Genomic DNA, 17,710 nt, shown 5'->3' with positions numbered 1-17,710 from the left:
GACCCCGGTTTCAGGGCGGTGGGCCGGGGATGAGGCCGTAGTCGGTCCAGGTGCGGCGGCCGGCTTTGACGGCATCGCGGATGGCCTGGTTGGCCGCTTTCATCTCCGGCTTGACGTAGCCGCGGGCGTGGTCGAGGTGCACGCACACCGCCGAGAAGCGGATCTGCTTGCCGGTCACGCCGGCGTTCGCCAGGCGTTCGCCCAGTTCCAGGTCCTCGCCACCGTAGGTCATGCGCTCGTCGAAGCCGTTGACGCGGATCAGGTCGGCCTTCCAGCCCGAGGCGTTGTTGCCGGCCCAGCGTGGTGGCGTCGGGGTGACGGCGTTGAGCAACCGCTCACGCCAGCCAGGCCGTGCCCACAGCTTGAGCGAGCGCTTGTTGCGCGGCAGACCGTTGGCCTTGAGCCAGTCCAGATCGGTATGCAGACCGCGCACGATGACCTCACGGTCGATCTTCAGGCTCACGTCCATCGGCAGCTTGCAGTAGCCGCCGCCCAGGTAACGGCCCGGCTCGCGCAGGCGCAGGTGCTGGGAGACGAAATCGGCCCGCGGCACGCAGTCGCCGTCGGAGAAGATCAGGTAGTCGGATCGGGCGTCCTCGATCCCGCGGTTGAGGATGGTGCACTTCCGGAAGCCCGCGTCCTCGTGCCAGACATGCCGCAGCGGATACGGCAGCGTCGGCGCCATCGCCTCTAGCATCGTGCGCGTCGCCGGGCCGGAGCCGTCGTCGGCGACGACCAGCTCGAAATCCAGGCGGTCCTGCTGCGCATAGCCCCACAGACAGCGTTGCAGCCAGTCGGTGTTGTTGTAGGTACTGATGATCAGGCTGGCGGCAGGCGTCGTCATGCCGGTGATTCTAAGCGAGCGCCTGCGCGGCCGCGGTGCTCAGCGCCCGCGGCGCAGCCGCGCGTAGAAGAAGCCGTCCATGCCGTCTTCGCCCGGCAGGCGCTGGTGGCCGGCACCGGTATCGCGGCCGAAGCCCGCGTCCAGCGGCTGCACTGCGAAGTCCGGATGCCGGGCCAGGAACGCCTCGACCTGCGCGGCATTCTCGCGCCGCAGGATCGAGCAGGTCGCGTACAGCAGCACGCCGCCGGGCGCGACCGTCGGCGCCAGGGCGTCGAGCAGGCGCGCCTGCAGCGCCACCAGCGCCTCGAGATCGGACGCACGCCGGTGCAGTAGCACGTCGGGCTGGCGACGCACGACGCCGGTCGCCGAGCACGGCGCATCGAGCAGCACCGCATCGAACGGCGTGCCGTCCCACCAGTGGCCCACCTCGAGCGCGTCGACCGTGCGAAGCGACGCCTGCTCGCCCACGCCGAGCCGGGCGAAGGTCGCGGCAATCCGCGCCACGCGCGGCGCGGCGACATCGAGCGCGGTCAGCCGCAGCGCCGGATCGCGCTCGAGCAAGTGGGCACTCTTGCCGCCAGGCGCGGCGCAGGCGTCGAGCACGCGCGCCCCCGGGGCCGGCGCCAGCGCGGCGGCGACCTGCTGGGCCGAGCCGTCCTGCACCGAAAACAGACCGTCGGTGAAGCCGGGCAACGCGGCCACCGCGAACGGCGCATCGACCCGCAGCGCATCGGGCAGCCCGGGAACCGCGACCGCCTCGACGCCCACCTCGGCGAGCGCGGCAATGCAGGCCGCGGGCGTGCTGCGCCGACGGTTGACCCGCAGCCAGGTCGGCGCCTGCGACGCGCTGGCCTCGAGGATCGCCTCCCAGGCATCCGGCCAGTCCTCGCGCACCTGCGTCAGCAGCCAGGCTGGCCAGCCGTCGCCGGGCGCCGGCGGCGGCAGGCCGTCGCGCTGGGCCCGGCGCAGCAGCGCATTGACGAGCCCAGCCTGGTGGCTGCGGCCCATCGCACGCGCGGCCTCGACCGTCGCCGACAGCGCAGCGTGCGCCGGCAGACCGAGCGGATCGAGCTGGGCGAAGCCCACATGCAGCAGCGCACGCAGCGAGGCATCGCGACGTGGCAGCGGACGCGGGATCCAGGCCGCGAGCGCGCGGTCATAGCGGGCGGCGCCGCGCAGCGCGCCGAAACAGATCGCCTCGAGCAAGGCGCGATCGCGCGGATCGGCGAGCGTGGGCAGCGCCGTGGCCAGCGCGGCCTTGAGCGAGGTACCGCGGTGCGCGACTGCATCGAGCACCTGCGCGGCCTGCACACGGACCGTGGCGCCGGGCGCGCCCATGTCAGTCCTGTCCCGCCGGGGCGGCGACCAGCGCCTTGAGATCCTGGCGGGCGTTGAGATAGTCGGCCGCGGCGACGACCTTGCCGCCGGCGCGCTGCAGCCGCAGCACGCGCAGCGCACCGTCGCCGCAGGCAATGTCGAGCCCGTCGCGACCGGCTGCCAGCAAGGTGCCCGGCGCACGGTCGTGGGCGAGCGGCAACGCCTGCGCCGCATGCACGCGCACGCGCTCACCGGCGATGTCGGCCTCGGCGATCGGCCAGGGGTCGAACGCACGCACCGTATCGGCCAGTGCGCGCGCCGGACGCGTCCAGTCGAGCCGGGCCTCGGCCTTGTCGAGCTTGTGGGCGTAGGTCGCTCCGGCCTCGGCCTGCACCTCGGGCACCGGCCGGATGCCGGCGCGCAGCAGGCCCAGCCCGTCGGCAAGCACCTGCGCGCCGAGCTCGGCCAGGCGGTCGTGCAGCCGGCCGCCGGTGTCGTCGGGCGCGATCGGCGTCGATTGCCGCAGCAGCACCGGCCCGGTGTCCAGGCCCTTCTCCATCTGCATCAGGCAGACGCCCGTCTGCGCATCGCCGGCCTGGATCGCACGCTGGATCGGCGCCGCGCCGCGCCAGCGCGGCAGCAAAGAGGCATGGACGTTCCAGCAGCCCAGGCGCGGGATGTCGAGCACCGCCTGCGGCAACAACAGACCGTAGGCGACAACGACCATCAGGTCGGGTTCGAGCGCGCGCAGCGCATCGAGGACCTCGGCGCCGCGCAACCGCTCGGGCTGACGCACGATCAGCCCGCGGTCGAGCGCCGCCTGCTTGACCGGCGAGGCCGTCAGCGCGCGTCCGCGCCCGGCCGGCCGGTCGGGCTGGGTGTAGACGGCCACGACCTCGCGCCGCGCATCGGCGGCGAGCAGCGAGGGCACGGCGAAGTCCGGGGTGCCGGCGAAAACGATTCTCATGGGACGGCGTGGAGATCCGGGAACGGGGGCGGGAACGCGAGTCGAAACCGGCGGACTCGTAGGAACGGGAAACGGGTTCGGCGCCGTGGCGCCTGATCCTGCCGGCCTAGTCGCGGCCCTTGCGCAGCTTCTCGAGCTTCTTGAGCGCGCGGTCGCGCTTGAGCGGCGACAGATAGTCGATGAACAGCTTGCCGTCGAGATGGTCGATCTCGTGCTGCACGCAGGTCGCCAGCAGGCCGTCGACAGTCAGCTCGAACGCCTTGCCGTGACGGTCGAAGGCCTCGACGACGATGCCGTCGGCGCGGGTCACATCGGCAAACACGCCGGGGATCGACAGGCAGCCCTCGGTATGCACGCGCAGGTCGGCCGAGCGGTCGCGGATCGTCGGATTGACGAACACCAGCGGCTGGTCGCGCGTCTCGGTGACGTCGATGACCATGAAACGCTCGTAGGTGTCGACCTGGGTCGAGGCCAGCCCGATGCCCGGCGCCTCGTACATGGTCTGGAACATGTCGTCGAGCAGGCGCTGGAACGCCGGGTCGGCGAAACGGTCGACGGGCACGGGCGCTGCGACCTTGCGCAGGCCGGTGTCGGGGTATTCGAGGATCGGGAGCAGGGCCATGGATTGGACGGCGTAGGTGGCAAGCGCAGGCGGAAGCCGGGCATTGTAACGCGGCGCGCAGTTGCTTCCGTTTCGCGGTTTCAGGCTATATTGCGGCGCTGCAAGGGGAGAAACCCAAGGGGAGCTGTAGATGGCCGGCACGCTTGAACGCCTTTCCGGAACGCTCCGCACGGTGTGTGCCGTCGCGCTGCTGACCGTGACCACGTATGCCGCGGCCCAGCAACTGCGCGGCGACCATCCCGACACCTACGTCGTGGTGCGCGGCGACACGCTCTGGGACATCGCGGGCCGCTTCCTCGACCGCCCGTGGCTGTGGCCGGAGATCTGGCAGGCCAACCCGCAGATCGCCAACCCGCATTTGATCTATCCGGGCGACGTCATCAGCCTGGCGTACCTCGACCGGGTCACCGCGACCGTGCGCCCGGGGCCGCGCACGACCGCGCAGGCGCCGATCGATGCGGTCTCGCTGTCGGACATCGAGCCGTTCCTGAAGAACCGCAGCATCGTCTTCAAGTTCGACCACCTGCCCTACGTGCTCGGCAGCGAGGGCACCCGCCTGCGCGGCAGCATCGACCGCGACATCTACGTCAAGGGCCTGGAGAACGCGCTGCCGGGCCAGCGCTACGCGGTGCAACGACCGGCGACCGAGTTCTACGGCGCGCGGCGCGCACGCGACCTCAACTACCGCGGCAAGCGCGTTGCCGGCGAAAGCCACCTGTGGCGACAGACGCTGCCGCGCCTGCGCGGCCAGGACGCGTTCCTGGGCGTGGAGATGGTCCAACTGGGCGTGGGCACCGTGGTCTCGGGCCCCACCGAGGACACCGACACCACCACGATCGCGCTCGATGGCGGCGGTTTCGAGGCCCGCCCGGGCGACCGCGTGGTGCCGGTCGACCCGCAGCCCTACGACCTGCAGTTCTTCCCGCATGCGCCGGCCGCCGATGCGATCGCCGCCGATGTGCAGGTGCTCGCGGTCGCCGACACGCTGATCACCGGCGGTCCGCGCGACGTGATCGCGATTTCGGCCGGTCGCGCGTCGGGGATCGACAACGGCACGGTGTTCTCGATCTGGAACAGCGGCGACTACGTCGTCGACCGTGTGCGCCATCCCAACACTTCGCGCATCGACGCCGCGCCCGACCGCGGCTCGCGCCGCGACCGGCTGCCCGACGAGTACGCCGCGCACGCGATGGTGTTCCGGACCTTCGACCACGTCAGCTATGCGCTGGTCATGGAAGGCACCAAGCCGGTCCAGATCGGCGACCGTCTCAAGCACCCCGACGCGACCCACTGACCCGCGTTGCGGGGCCACGCGCCCCGCATCGTCGCGCGCGGGCATTTCCGACCCGCACGCGCGGTTTGCGCCGACGGCCGGCGCGCCCGGGCGCGCCTAGCCTGGGCGCATGCCCGACACTGCCCACACCGATGCCGACGCGCTGCTGCAGCTGATCCACGCCGCCGGTCCGCTGGCGCCGCGCCGCGCCCTGCTCGACCGCCACGGCGGGCCTGCCGCCGCCCTCGCCGCCGGCGCCGACGCCTGGCGCGAAGCCGGCCTCACCCCGGCGCAATGCCGTGCGCTGCGGATGCCCGATCCCGCATGGCGCCGCTCGCGCGCCTGGCTGCAAGCCGCCCCCGGGCGCCACCTCGTGGGCTGGCACGACCCCGACTACCCCGCGCTGCTGCGGCGCACGCCCGGTCCGCCGCTGGCGCTGTTCGTCGACGGCGATCCCGCGCTGCTCTGGCATCCGGGGGTCGCCGTGGTCGGCAGCCGCGCGCCGACAGCCGCCGGGCTGGACACCGCCGCCGCGTTCGCCCGGCGGTTCGCCGCGCAGGGCCTGGCGGTGGTCAGCGGCCTGGCCGGCGGCATCGACGCTGCGGCCCACCTGGCCGCGCTCCAGGCCGGCGGCGTCACGGTGGCGGTGCTCGGCAGCGGTATCGACGTGCCCTATCCGCGTTGCAACGCCGGCCTGCACGCGCGGATCGCGGCGGAAGGCGCGGTGGTCAGCGAGTACCCGCCCGGCACCCCGGCGCGGCGCACGCAGTTCCCCAGCCGCAACCGCATCGTCGCAGGCCTCGCGCTTGGCACCCTGGTCGTCGAGGCGGCCTACCGCTCGGGCGCCTTGATCACCGCGCGCCTGGCCGGCGAGGCCGGCCGCGAGGTGTTCGCGATCCCCGGCTCGATCCGCAACCCCAAGGCCCGCGGCTGCCATCGCCTGCTGCGCGACGGGGCGATGCTGGTTGAATCGCCGGACGAGGTGAGCGCCGCGCTCGGCCCGGTCGCCGCCGACCTCGCCGATGCCTTGCGCGGGCGCCTGGCCGCCCCCATCGAAGACGGGACGGCGGCCCCGGCGCCCGCTGTCCCGAGCTCGGACCCCGACTACAACCGCTTGTGGCAGGCCCTGGGCCACGACCCAAGCGGTATGGATGAACTGATCGCCCGCACCGGATTGACGGTCGCCCGTGCGTCGGCCATGCTCCTGGCCATGGAGCTGGATGGACGCATCGACGTCGCGCACGGTCGCTATTGCCGAAAGTCCTGAATGACGCGCCCCTTGGGGCGCAGGCCGGGGAACATGAAAGAAAGCATCCTGGATGTCCTGCTCTATCTGTTCGAGCACTACTTCACCGAGGACGCGGACCTGGTCCGCGACCGCGACTCGCTGCAGAGCGGTCTGCTGCAGGCCGGGTTCAGCCCGGCGGAGACCAGCAAGGCCTTCGATTGGCTCGATGCCCTGGCCGAGCAGCGCCCGGCCGTGTCGGACGTCCGTGCGAACGGGCCCACCCGCGTGTACTCGGCCCCCGAGATCGACAGGTTGGATGTCGAGGGCCGCGGCTTTCTGATGTTTCTTGAGCAGCACGGCGTGCTCGATGCCGACCAGCGCGAGCTGGTGCTCGACCGCGTGATGGCGCTCGACCAGGACGAGCTCGACCTCGACGACCTGAAGTGGGTCGTGCTGATGGTGCTGTTCAACCAGCCCGGCAGCGAGGCCGCCTACGCCTGGATGGAAACCCAGATGTTCATCGACGAGCCCGAGCCGGTGCACTGATCGGGCCAGCTGCGGGCCTGACTGCCGACGATGACCCGCCCCCGTCCCGCCGCCGCGGAACGGGGCAAAATCGCGCCGCACGGGTTAGCATGCCGCCCACGACGCCCGCACGGCCGGCCAGGCCAGCGGCCATCGCGTTGCAGGGGGCAGGACGTCCGGCGGGTCAGCCATATCGTATCCATGGCCTCCGACGTTGGGCGATGCATGCCACGCGTGCTGCCGATGCTCACCGCCCGCAACGCGATGTGGCCGATGGCCTGCCTGCGTGTGCGGATGCAGCGTCGCCCCCTCGTTTTGCCGCAGCTGCGGCACCGCTCCCAGCACAGGATCCGCCCCGATGACCGACTGGTTCTACGCCGACGCCACACATGTCCGCCGGGGGCCGGTCCCGGCCACCGAACTGCTGCGCCTGTACCAGGCCCGCCAGATCGACGACCGGACCCTGGTCTGGCGCGACGGTCTGGCCGAGTGGGTGCCGCTGGATGCAGTGCGCGGCGAGTTTGCCAGCGCGGGCTCCCCGGCCCCGGCGGCATCGGAATGGACCCTCGAGGCGCTGGCGCCGACACAAAGCGACGTCGACAGCGCACCGGCGCCCGGCGATGCCTGGCGGCCGGTCACCGAGAGCGCCCATGCCGCCGCGATCACGGCGGCCGGCCCGGCAGCCAGTGGCTCTCCGTACGCGCCCCCGACCGCCCCGGTCGCCCGCGTCGATACCGTCGTACACGGTGGTGAGGTGGTCTACGCCGGCTTCTGGAAGCGGGTGGCGGCCTATCTGATCGACGGCCTGATCGTCGGCGTCATCGGCATGGTGATCGGCGGGCTCGCTATCGCCGTGCTCGGCGGCATCATCGCGGTCGGCTCGGATTCGGCTACGGGCATCGCGATCGTGCTGGTCCAGCTCCTGTCCAACCTGCTGTCGATCGCCGCCGGCGCGCTCTACTACGCCTGGTTCCACGCGTCCGCCTCGATGGCCACGCCGGGCAAGATGGCGGTGGGCATCAAGGTGGTCCGCACCACCGGCGAGCGCATCTCGCTGCTGCGCGGCATCGGCCGTTATTTTTCGACCATCCTCAGCGCGCTGATCCTGATGATCGGCTTCCTGATGGCCGCTTTCACCCAGCGCAAACAGGCGCTGCACGACATCGTGTGCGACACGTTGGTGGTCGACAAGTGGGCCTTCACCGAGCGTCCCGAGCTGCAGCGGCGCGAGCTCGGCACGGTGACGGTCGTCGTGCTGGCGATCTTCGGCGCCCTGTTCGGACTGGTGCTGGTGGGCGTGATGATCGCCATCGGGTTCGCTGCGATGTGAACCCCGGCAGGGCCTGCGCTTGACAGCCCTGCCCGCGCGTGATTCCACTATAAAAGCAACCGACCGCCCGGGGCCTCCTCGGGCGGCGGCGTCTTCACACCTTTCGGGGCGCCGGGCCAACGGCGCACCCACGGATGTCGCCCACCATGGCCAAACACCTCCTCATCGTCGAGTCGCCCGCCAAGGCCAAGACGATCAACAAGTACCTCGGCAACGACTTCCAGGTCTTGGCGTCCTATGGTCATGTGCGCGATCTGATCCCAAAGGAAGGTGCGGTCGACCCCGACCACGGCTTCGCGATGCGCTACGACCTGATCGAGAAAAACGAAAAGCACGTCGAGGCGATCGCCAAGGCCGCGCGGGGCGCGCAGGACATCTTTCTGGCGACTGACCCGGACCGCGAGGGTGAGGCGATCAGTTGGCACATCGCCGAGATCCTGAAAGAGCGCGGGCTGCTCGAGGACCGGTCGCTGCAGCGCGTGGTGTTCACCGAGATCACGCCGCGGGCGATCAAGGAAGCCATGCAGAAGCCGCGTTCGATCGCCGGCGATCTGGTCGATGCACAGCAGGCACGTCGCGCGCTCGACTACCTGGTCGGCTTCAACCTCTCGCCGGTACTGTGGCGCAAGGTGCAGCGCGGACTGTCGGCCGGCCGCGTGCAATCACCGGCGCTGCGCATGATCGTCGAGCGCGAGGAGGAGATCGAAGCCTTCATCGCCCGCGAGTACTGGTCCATCGAGGCTGCGCTCGCCCACCCCTCTCAGCCGTTCAATGCGCGCCTGACCAAGCTCGACGGGCAGAAGTTCGAGCAGTTCACCGTGACCGATGGCGACACGGCCGAGGCCGCGCGCGCGCGCATCCAGGCGGCCGCCCAAGGTGCGCTGCACGTGACCGACGTCGGCGCCAAGGAGCGCAAGCGTCGCCCCGCTGCGCCGTTCACCACGTCCACGCTGCAACAGGAGGGCGCGCGCAAGCTCGGCTTCACCACGCGCAAGACCATGCAGGTCGCGCAGAAGCTCTATGAGGGCGTGGCGATCGGCGATGAAGGCACGGTCGGCCTGATCACCTACATGCGTACTGACTCGGTCACCCTGTCGCAGGATGCGGTGGGCGAGATCCGCGACGTCATCGCACGGGACTATGGCACGTCCTCGCTGCCGGACAAGCCCAACATCTACACCACCAAGTCCAAGAATGCGCAGGAGGCGCACGAAGCGGTGCGTCCGACCTCGGCGCTGCGCACGCCCGCGCAGGTGGCGCGCTTCCTCACCGATGACGAGCGCCGCCTGTACGAGCTGATCTGGAAGCGCGCCGTCGCCTCGCAGATGATCCCGGCCACGCTCAACACCGTCTCGGTCGACCTGGCCGCCGGCAGCGAGCACAGCTTCCGCGCCTCGGGCACGACGGTCGTGGTGCCGGGCTTTCTGGCCGTCTACGAGGAAGGCAAGGACACCAAGGGCAAGGACGACGAGGACGAGGGCCGCAAACTGCCGCAGATGAAGCCGGGCGACCGTGTGCCGCTCGACCGCATCATCGCCGAGCAGCACTTCACCCAGCCGCCGCCGCGCTTCACCGAAGCGGCGCTGGTCAAGGCGCTCGAGGAGTACGGCATCGGCCGGCCATCGACCTACGCCTCGATCATCCAGACCCTGCTGTTCCGCAAGTACGTCGAGATGGAAGGCCGCAGCTTCCGTCCCAGCGATGTCGGCCGCGCAGTGTCGAAGTTCCTGTCCAGCCACTTCACCCGCTACGTGGACTACGACTTCACCGCCAAGCTCGAGGACGAGCTCGATGCGGTCAGCCGCGGCGAGGAGGACTGGATTCCGCTGATGGAAAAGTTCTGGGGACCATTCAAGGAACTGGTCGCCGAGAAGACCGAATCGGTCGACCGCACCGAGGCCACCGGTGCGCGCGAACTGGGCGTTGACCCCAAGACCGGCAAGCCGGTCAGCGTGCGGCTCGGCCGCTTCGGGCCGTATGCCGCGATCGGCAGCACGGCCGAGGATGCCGAGGAGAAGCCCAAGTTCGCCTCGCTGCGCCCTGGCCAGAGCATGCACACGATCACGCTCGAGCAGGCGCTCGAACTGTTCCTGATGCCGCGCATCCTCGGCGAGGACAAGGGCGAGCAGGTCAGCGTGGGCATTGGCCGCTTCGGCCCCTTCGCCAAGCGCGGCAGCACCTATGCCTCGCTGAAGAAAGAGGACGATCCGTACAAGATCGACCTGGCGCGCGCAGTGTTCCTGATCGAGGAGAAGGAGGAGATCGCGCGCAACCGGATCATCAAGTCCTTCGACGGCAGCGACATCCAGGTGCTCAACGGCCGGTTCGGGCCGTACATCAGCGACGGCAAGCTCAACGGCAAGATCCCCAAGGACCGCGAGCCCGCGTCGCTGACATTCGAGGAGGTTACCCGCCTGCTCGAGGAAACCGGCAAGCCGGTGCGCAAGGGCTTTGGTGCGAAGAAGGCCGCCGCCAAGAAGGTCGCGACGAAGAAGGCCGCGCCCGACAAGAGTCCGACCGCGAAGAAAGCCGCGACCAAGAAGGCGCCTGCGAAGAAGACCGCCAAGAAAACGGCGAAGAAGGCGACCAAGAAGGTCGCCAAGCAGGCAGTCGCAGCGCCCGAGCCGGCGAAATCGTTGCTGACGCCGGCCAAGGTCGCGCCGGGCAAGAAGCGCGTGGTCAAGGCCGCGTCCGACGACGCCGCGCCGTTCTGACCCGCGGTTGGTCTTGCGCATGTCCGCCATCGCGCGTCTGGACATCGCCGCCGCGGCCGCCGTGCTCGCGCGCGGCGGCGTGATCGCCTACCCCACCGAAGGCGTGTGGGGGCTGGGCTGTGATCCCTTCGACGCGGCCGCAGTCGGGCGCGTGCTCGACATCAAGCGCCGGCCGGTCGACAAGGGCGTCATCCTGATCGCCGGCGACACCGCGCAACTGGCGAACATCGTCGACTGGTCCGGGCTGGATGCCGACCGTCAGGACGCGGTGCACGCCGCCTGGCCGGGCCCGCACACCTGGATCGTGCCGACGCTGCCCGGCGTTCCGGCCTGGCTGACCGGGGCGCATTCCGGCATCGCGGTGCGCGTCAGCGCCCATCCCGGCGTCGTCGCGCTGTGCGCTGCCTTCGGCGGGCCGCTGGTATCGACCAGCGCCAATCTCTCGGGCGAACCGGCCGTGCACGAAGCGTCCGCGCTCGACCCGCGACTGCTGGCGCAGATCGACGGCGTGGCGGCCGGCGAGACCGGCGGTCGACGCGAGCCGTCGACGATCCGAGACGCGGCCACCGGACGCGTGCTCCGCGGCTGACCGCTGCGTCCAGGACGCGCTTGCACCAGTGCCGGTGCTGCGTCGCAATGGTTGCATCAGAAACGTCCGAAGCGCCGCAAATCGCGTATTGCCGCACTGCACAAACTGTGCTCTAGTCGATGGCCCGACGTGGACGCGTTGCGAGACCGCCACACGCTCCGATCCCCACGCCGGCTCTGCTCCCCTGACCGGATGGCAATGACGACGATGCGGGAATCCCCGGTGCGCGGGCTGTACGACCCCGCTGACGAACGCGACGCCTGTGGCTTCGGCCTGATCTCCACGATTGGCGGCGAGGCCTCGCGCGACATCGTCGACGGCGCGCTGCAGGCGCTGTCGCGGATGGCGCATCGCGGCGGCATCGCCGCCGATGGTCTCTCCGGCGATGGCTGCGGCGTCTTGCTGGTCGGCATCGAGGCCTTCGTGCGCACGCTTGCCGCCGAGAGCGGCTTCGTCGTCACCGGTACTCAACTCGCTGCCGGCATGGTGTTCCTACCGCATGACGCGACAGCGGCGGCGCAGTGCCGCGAGACACTGTCCGCGCAACTGGCGGCGCTGGACGTGCGCACGCTCGGCTGGCGCGAAGTGCCGCTCGACACCGCCGCGCTCGGCCAACTGGCGCTGTCGTCGCTGCCGCGCGTGGCCCAGGTGTTCGTCGAAGCCGATGGCGACGATGCACCGGCATTCGAGCGCGCGCTGTACCTGGCGCGGCGACGCGCCGAGCAGGCGCTGCGCGAGGTCGCCGATTTCTACGTCGTCGGCCTGACGCCGGGGCTGCTCGGCTACAAGGGCATGGTGCTGCCGCGCCATCTGACCCAGCTGTTCCCGGACCTCGCGCGCCCCGACCTGGCCGCGGTCACGGTGGTGTTCCACCAGCGCTTTTCGACCAACACGCTGCCGCGCTGGCCGCTGGCGCATCCGTTCCGCCGGCTGGCGCACAACGGCGAGATCAACAGCATCGAAGGTAACCGGCGCTGGGCCCAGGCGCGCCGCGGGGTCTGGGCCTCGCCGCTGCTCGACATCGGCGAGTTCGACGCGCCGGTCACGATGCACGGCTCCGATTCCCAGACCCTCGACAACATGCTCGAGTGGCTGCTGCTCGGCGGCATGGACCTGCTGCAGGCGATGCGCATCCTGATGCCGCCGGCGACCCAGTCGCTGGAGTACAAGGACGCGGATCTGGCCGCGTTCTACGAGTACTACGCGATCAATTCCGAGCCGTGGGACGGCCCGGCCGGCGTGGTGATGTGCGACGGCCGGTACGCGGCCTGCACGCTCGACCGCAACGGCCTGCGCCCGGCGCGCTGGACGCTGTCGCATGACGGTATCTTCGTGATCGCCTCCGAGACCGGCGTGTGGGACGTCGCGCCCGAGCGCGTCAAGGCCAAGGGCAAGCTCGGGCCCGGCGAAATGATCGCGATCGATCTAGCCGCCGGCACGCTGCTCGACAACGACGCGATCGATGCGGTCAACCGCGCACGCGCGCCGTACAAGCAATGGCTCAAGCGCGGCATGAGCTATCTGCACACCGAACTGATCGACCCGGCACTGGCCGCAGAGCCTTTCCCGGCCGACACCTTGCTGGCGTTCCAGAAGCTGTTCCAGCTCACCCGCGAGGAACAGGAATCGGTGCTGCGGCCACTGGCGCAGACCGAGCAGGAAGGCATCGGCTCGATGGGCGACGACGTGCCGATGGCGGCGATCAGCCAGCGCGTGCGTCCGCTCTACGATGGCTTCCGCCAGGCGTTCGCGCAGGTCACCAATCCGCCGATCGATCCGCTACGCGAAGGCGGAGTCATGACCCTGGCCACGCAGATCGGACGCGAGGGCAACCTGTTTCTCGACCGCGCCGAGAACGTGCACCACGTGCTGTTGAACTCGCCGGTGCTCTCGCAACGCAAACTGCGCCAGTTGCTTGCGTTGCCACGCTTCGAGCATGCCAACCGGCTGCTGCACCTGTACTTCGGCCAGGACGAGACGCTCGAGGCCGCCCTGCACCGGCTGTGTGCCGAGGCCGAAGCCGCGGTGCGCGAGGGCGTGGAGATCCTGCTGCTGAGCGATCGCTATCCCAAGCGCGGCACCGCGCCGGTGCATGCGCTGCTGGCGACCGGCGCGATCCACTTGCATCTGGTGCGCGCGGGACTGCGCTGCGACGCCAACCTGCTGGTGGAAACCGGCACTGCGCGCGACCCCCACCATTTCGCCTGCCTGATCGGCTTCGGCGCGACCGCGGTCTATCCCTATCTCGCCTACCAGACCCTGCACGGGCTGGCGCGGCGCGGCGTGCTCCCGACCCAGAGCGGTGACGAAATGCTGCAATTGGGTCGCAGCTACCGCCGCGGCGTGCGCAAGGGCCTGCTGAAGATCCTGTCGAAGATGGGCATCGGCAGCATCGCCAGCTATCGCGGCGCGCAGCTGTTCGAGATCGTCGGGCTCGATGCCGAGGTCGTCGCGCTGTGCTTCGAAGGCACGCCGTCGCGCATCGGCGGCGCCGGCTTCGCGTGCCTGGAAGCCGACGCCTGGGCGCTCGCCGCGCAGGGCTGGGACGACACCGCACTGCCCGAACCCGGCGGCCTGCTGCACTACGTGCACGGCGGCGAGTACCACCAGTTCAATCCCGACGTGGTGCAGGCCCTGCAGCGCGCGGTCGCCACCGGCGCGCGCGAGGACTGGCGCCGCTACTCGGGCTTCGTCGACACCCGGCCACCGGCCGCACTGCGCGATCTACTGCGCCCGCGTGCTGCAGCTGCGCCGGTGCCGCTCGACGAGGTCGAGCCGGTGTCGTCGATCGTGCGCCGGTTCGACTCGGCGGCGATGAGCCTGGGCGCACTGTCGCCCGAGGCGCACGAAGCGCTGGCGATCGCGATGAACCGGCTGGGCGGGCGCAGCAACTCCGGCGAGGGCGGCGAGGATCCGGCGCGCTACGGCAGCGAGCGGCGCAGCAAGATCAAGCAGATCGCCTCGGGGCGCTTCGGCGTGACCCCCGAGTACCTGATCAACGCCGAGGTGCTGCAGATCAAGGTCGCGCAGGGCGCCAAGCCCGGTGAGGGCGGCCAATTGCCGGGCAGCAAGGTCGACGCGCTGATCGCGCGCCTGCGCTACGCCAAACCGGGCATCGGCCTGATCTCGCCGCCGCCGCATCACGACATCTACTCGATCGAGGACCTGGCGCAGCTGATCTTCGATCTGCGCCAGGTCAACCCGCAGGCGCTGATCTCGGTCAAGCTGGTCAGCCATGCCGGGGTTGGCACGATCGCCGCCGGCGTAGTCAAGGCCGGCGCCGATCTGATCACGATCTCCGGCCACGACGGCGGCACCGGCGCCAGCCCGCTGGGCTCGATCCGCTACGCCGGCGCGCCATGGGAACTGGGCCTGTCGGAGGCGCGCCAGGCGCTGCAGTTCAACGACATGCGCGACCGCGTGCTGCTGCAGACCGACGGCGGCCTGAAGACCGGCCTGGACGTGATCAAGGCCGCGTTGCTGGGCGCCGACACGTTCGGCTTCGGCACCGCGCCGATGATCGCGCTGGGCTGCAAGTACCTGCGCATCTGCCACCTCAACAACTGCGCCACCGGCGTGGCGACCCAGGATCCACGGCTGCGCGAGCACCACTACAAGGGCCTGCCCGAGCGCGTGGAAGCGTTCTTCCGCAATGTCGCCGAGGACGTGCGCGAGCATCTGGCAGCGCTGGGTGCGCGCTCGCTCGACGAGATCGTCGGCCGCACCGACCTGCTCGAGCAGCACCTGCGCCGCACCCGCGACCACGTCGACATCGACCTGTCGATGCTGCTGCGCCGCGATCCCGACAAGCCGCTGGGCTACTGCGGCGCACCGGCGCTGCAGGCGCCGCCCGACGGCCTGGCGGCCACGCTGGAGGCACGCGTGTCCAAGGCGATCGCACGCGGCGACGGTGGCAGCTACGACTTCGAGATCCGCAACACCGACCGGAGCATCGGCACGCGCCTGTCGGGCGCAATCGCGCGCGTGCACGGCAACACCGGCATGGCCGACCGGCCGCTGACGCTGCGCCTGCACGGTACTGCGGGCCAAAGCCTGGGTGCCTTCAACGCCGGCGGCCTGCACCTCGAGCTCGAGGGCGAGGCCAACGACTATGTCGGCAAGGGCATGGCGGGCGGCCGGATCGTGTTGCGCCCACCGGCCGGCAGCGCGTTCGAGTCGCGGCTCACGCCGATCCTCGGCAACACCTGCCTGTATGGCGCGACCGGGGGTGAGCTGTATGCCGCGGGCCGTGCAGGCGAGCGCTTTGGTGTGCGCAACTCCGGCGCGGTCGCGGTGATCGAAGGCGCCGGCGACCACTGCTGCGAGTACATGACCGGCGGCGCGGTCGCGGTGCTGGGCCGCACCGGCCTGAACTTCGGTGCCGGCTTCACCGGCGGCATCGCCTATGTGCTCGACCTCGATCGCGACTTCGTCGACCGTTACAACCACGAACTGATCGACATCCTGCGCGTCACCCCGGAAGCCTTCGACAATTACCGCTCGCACCTGCGCGATCTGATCGAGACCCATGCCCGCCTGACCGGCAGCGCCTGGAGCGCGCGGATCCTCGACGAGTTCCGCGACTTCGTCGGCAAGTTCTGGCTGGTCAAGCCCAAGGCTGCGAGCCTGGCAGCGCTGGCCGAAGACCTGAGGCGGGCGGCATGAGGCCTGTGCTGCGCACCTTCGTCTCCACGCTCTGCTTCGCCCCTCGCGCAACGGAGTCCACCCCATGACCAAGCGCGATGTGTTCCGGTTTCTCAAGGAGCCGCGCGAGATGCCGGGCAAGGTGCCGCTGGCGCTGCGCACGGCCGGCGACTGGAACGAGCTCTACGGCGGCTTCGGGCCGAGCGAGGCCGCGCACCAGGCCGATCGCTGCCTGGACTGCGGCAATCCGTACTGCGAAGCCAAGTGCCCGGTGCACAACTACATCCCCAACTGGCTGAAGCTGGTGCAGGAAGGCCGTGTGCACGAGGCCGCGGCGCTGTGCCACGAGACCAACCCGCTGCCGGAGATGTGCGGCCGCGTCTGCCCGCAGGACCGGCTGTGCGAGGGCGCGTGTACGCTCAACGACGGCTTCGGCGCGGTGACCATCGGTGCGGTCGAGAAGTACATCGTCGACACCGCATTCGCCCAAGGCTGGCGACCGGATCTGTCGAAGGTCGTGGCCACGGGCCGGCGGGTTGCAGTGATCGGGGCCGGCCCCGCGGGACTGGCCTGCGCGGACAGACTGGTGCGCGCGGGCATCGAGGCGGTGGTGTTCGACCGCTACGAGCAGATCGGCGGCCTGCTGCAGTTCGGCATCCCCAGCTTCAAGCTCGACAAAACCGTCATCGCCACCCGGCGCGCGGTGCTCGAAGGCATGGGCGTGAGGTTCCGGCTCGGCGTCGAGATCGGGCGCGACGTCGCACTCGACACGCTGCTGGAAGACTTCGATGCGGTGTTCCTGGGCACCGGCGCCTATCGCTACACCGACGGCGGTCTGGCCGGCCAGGATCTGCCGGGCGTGCTGCCGGCGCTGCCGTTCCTCGTGCACAACGGCCGCCTGGTCACTGGCAGCGACACCTGGGGCCGGCCGATCGCCGGCTGGGAGGACACACTCACGCTGCCGGCACTGACTGGCAAGCGCGTGGTCGTGCTCGGCGGCGGCGACACCGGCATGGACTGCGTGCGATCGGCGGTCCGTCTGGGGGCTTCCAGCGTCACCTGCGCCTACCGACGCGACGAGGCCAACATGCCCGGCTCGGCGCGTGAGGTCGCCAATGCCCGCGAGGAAGGCGTCCAATTCCTGTTCAACCGCCAGCCGCTGGCGATCGAGGCCGATGCGAATGGCAACGCGGCCGGCGTGCGCATGGTCGAGACCCGGCTCGGCGAGCCGGACGCGAATGGCCGCCGCGCCGCCGTCCCGGTCGCGGGCAGCGAATCGACGCTGGCGGCGGACGTGGTGATCATCGCCTTCGGCTTTTCGCCGGCGGTGCCGGCCTGGCTCGACCCGCATGGCGTCGGGGCCCAGGCGCCGGGCAGCGGCCGCATCCGCGTCGGCGGCGAGCGGCGGCTGCCCTACCAGACCGCGCACGACCGGGTGTTCGCCGGCGGCGACGCGGTGCGCGGCGCCGACTTGGTGGTGACCGCGGTCCAGGAAGGCCGCGACGCAGCCGCGAGCATCGCCCGCATGCTGCGCCGGCAGGCCGGCGACACGACCCGCGCCGCGCTCGACGCGATCTGAGCAAGCCGGGGCGCTGCCGCGCAGGTGGCCCCGGGACACGCTGCAAGGCAGAACGGGGCCCGAAGGCCCCGTTCTGTT

Annotated in this window: 12 protein-coding genes; 8 read left to right on the top strand and 4 right to left on the bottom strand. The window is 70.6% G+C overall.

Annotation, left to right across the window (positions count from 1 at the left end; genetic code table 11):
- Positions 1–10: 10 nt before the first annotated feature.
- From WAF18_RS07400 to def, 4 genes are all read right to left on the bottom strand, one after another.
- Complete coding sequence (locus WAF18_RS07400) at positions 11–844, bottom strand: glycosyltransferase family 2 protein (protein ID WP_337244528.1); 834 nt, start codon at positions 842–844, stop codon at positions 11–13.
- 39 nt (positions 845–883) lie between these two features.
- Positions 884–2,182 carry a 16S rRNA (cytosine(967)-C(5))-methyltransferase RsmB gene (rsmB, locus tag WAF18_RS07395; protein WP_337244527.1) on the bottom strand — a complete coding sequence of 433 codons (1,299 nt, stop codon included), beginning with the start codon at positions 2,180–2,182 and terminating at the stop codon, positions 884–886.
- A 1-nt stretch (position 2,183) separates the two neighbouring features.
- Positions 2,184–3,128, bottom strand: a complete 945-nt coding sequence (gene fmt / locus WAF18_RS07390; protein ID WP_183426587.1) for a methionyl-tRNA formyltransferase — start codon at positions 3,126–3,128, stop codon at positions 2,184–2,186.
- 106 nt (positions 3,129–3,234) lie between these two features.
- Positions 3,235–3,750: a peptide deformylase gene (def, locus tag WAF18_RS07385; RefSeq protein WP_337244526.1), complete on the bottom strand. Its 516-nt coding sequence runs from the start codon at positions 3,748–3,750 to the stop codon at positions 3,235–3,237.
- 130 nt (positions 3,751–3,880) lie between these two features.
- Here def and WAF18_RS07380 point away from each other — a divergent pair, with 130 nt between their 5' ends.
- From WAF18_RS07380 to WAF18_RS07345, 8 genes are all read left to right on the top strand, one after another.
- Positions 3,881–5,044 (top strand): LysM domain-containing protein, encoded by a 1,164-nt coding sequence (locus WAF18_RS07380; protein ID WP_337244525.1) that lies wholly within the window; start codon positions 3,881–3,883, stop codon positions 5,042–5,044.
- 109 nt (positions 5,045–5,153) lie between these two features.
- Complete coding sequence (dprA, locus tag WAF18_RS07375; protein WP_337244524.1) at positions 5,154–6,290, top strand: DNA-processing protein DprA; 1,137 nt, start codon at positions 5,154–5,156, stop codon at positions 6,288–6,290.
- 33 nt (positions 6,291–6,323) lie between these two features.
- A complete protein-coding gene (locus WAF18_RS07370) occupies positions 6,324–6,797 on the top strand; it encodes a DUF494 family protein (protein ID WP_183426583.1) in 474 nt (157 codons plus the stop codon).
- A 337-nt stretch (positions 6,798–7,134) separates the two neighbouring features.
- Positions 7,135–8,106, top strand: coding sequence for an RDD family protein (locus WAF18_RS07365; protein WP_337244523.1), 972 nt, complete (start codon positions 7,135–7,137; stop codon positions 8,104–8,106).
- A 146-nt stretch (positions 8,107–8,252) separates the two neighbouring features.
- On the top strand, positions 8,253–10,820 hold the full coding sequence (locus WAF18_RS07360; RefSeq protein WP_337244522.1) for a DNA topoisomerase I: 2,568 nt from the start codon (positions 8,253–8,255) through the stop codon (positions 10,818–10,820).
- Between the two features lie 19 nt (positions 10,821–10,839).
- The gene (locus WAF18_RS07355) at positions 10,840–11,409 is read left to right on the top strand and encodes a Sua5/YciO/YrdC/YwlC family protein (RefSeq protein ID WP_337244521.1); all 570 of its coding nucleotides are present in this window, start codon (positions 10,840–10,842) and stop codon (positions 11,407–11,409) included.
- Between the two features lie 207 nt (positions 11,410–11,616).
- Complete coding sequence (gltB, locus tag WAF18_RS07350; protein WP_337244582.1) at positions 11,617–16,074, top strand: glutamate synthase large subunit; 4,458 nt, start codon at positions 11,617–11,619, stop codon at positions 16,072–16,074.
- A 64-nt stretch (positions 16,075–16,138) separates the two neighbouring features.
- The gene (locus WAF18_RS07345; protein WP_337244520.1) at positions 16,139–17,632 is read left to right on the top strand and encodes an FAD-dependent oxidoreductase; all 1,494 of its coding nucleotides are present in this window, start codon (positions 16,139–16,141) and stop codon (positions 17,630–17,632) included.
- Positions 17,633–17,710: the final 78 nt, after the last annotated feature.

This window comes from Luteimonas sp. gir (genome assembly GCF_037198055.1).
GTDB lineage: Bacteria > Pseudomonadota > Gammaproteobacteria > Xanthomonadales > Xanthomonadaceae > Luteimonas > Luteimonas citri_A.
The sequence above is the reverse complement of the archived record's forward strand: the minus strand, read 5'-3'. Positions and strand labels throughout refer to the sequence as shown.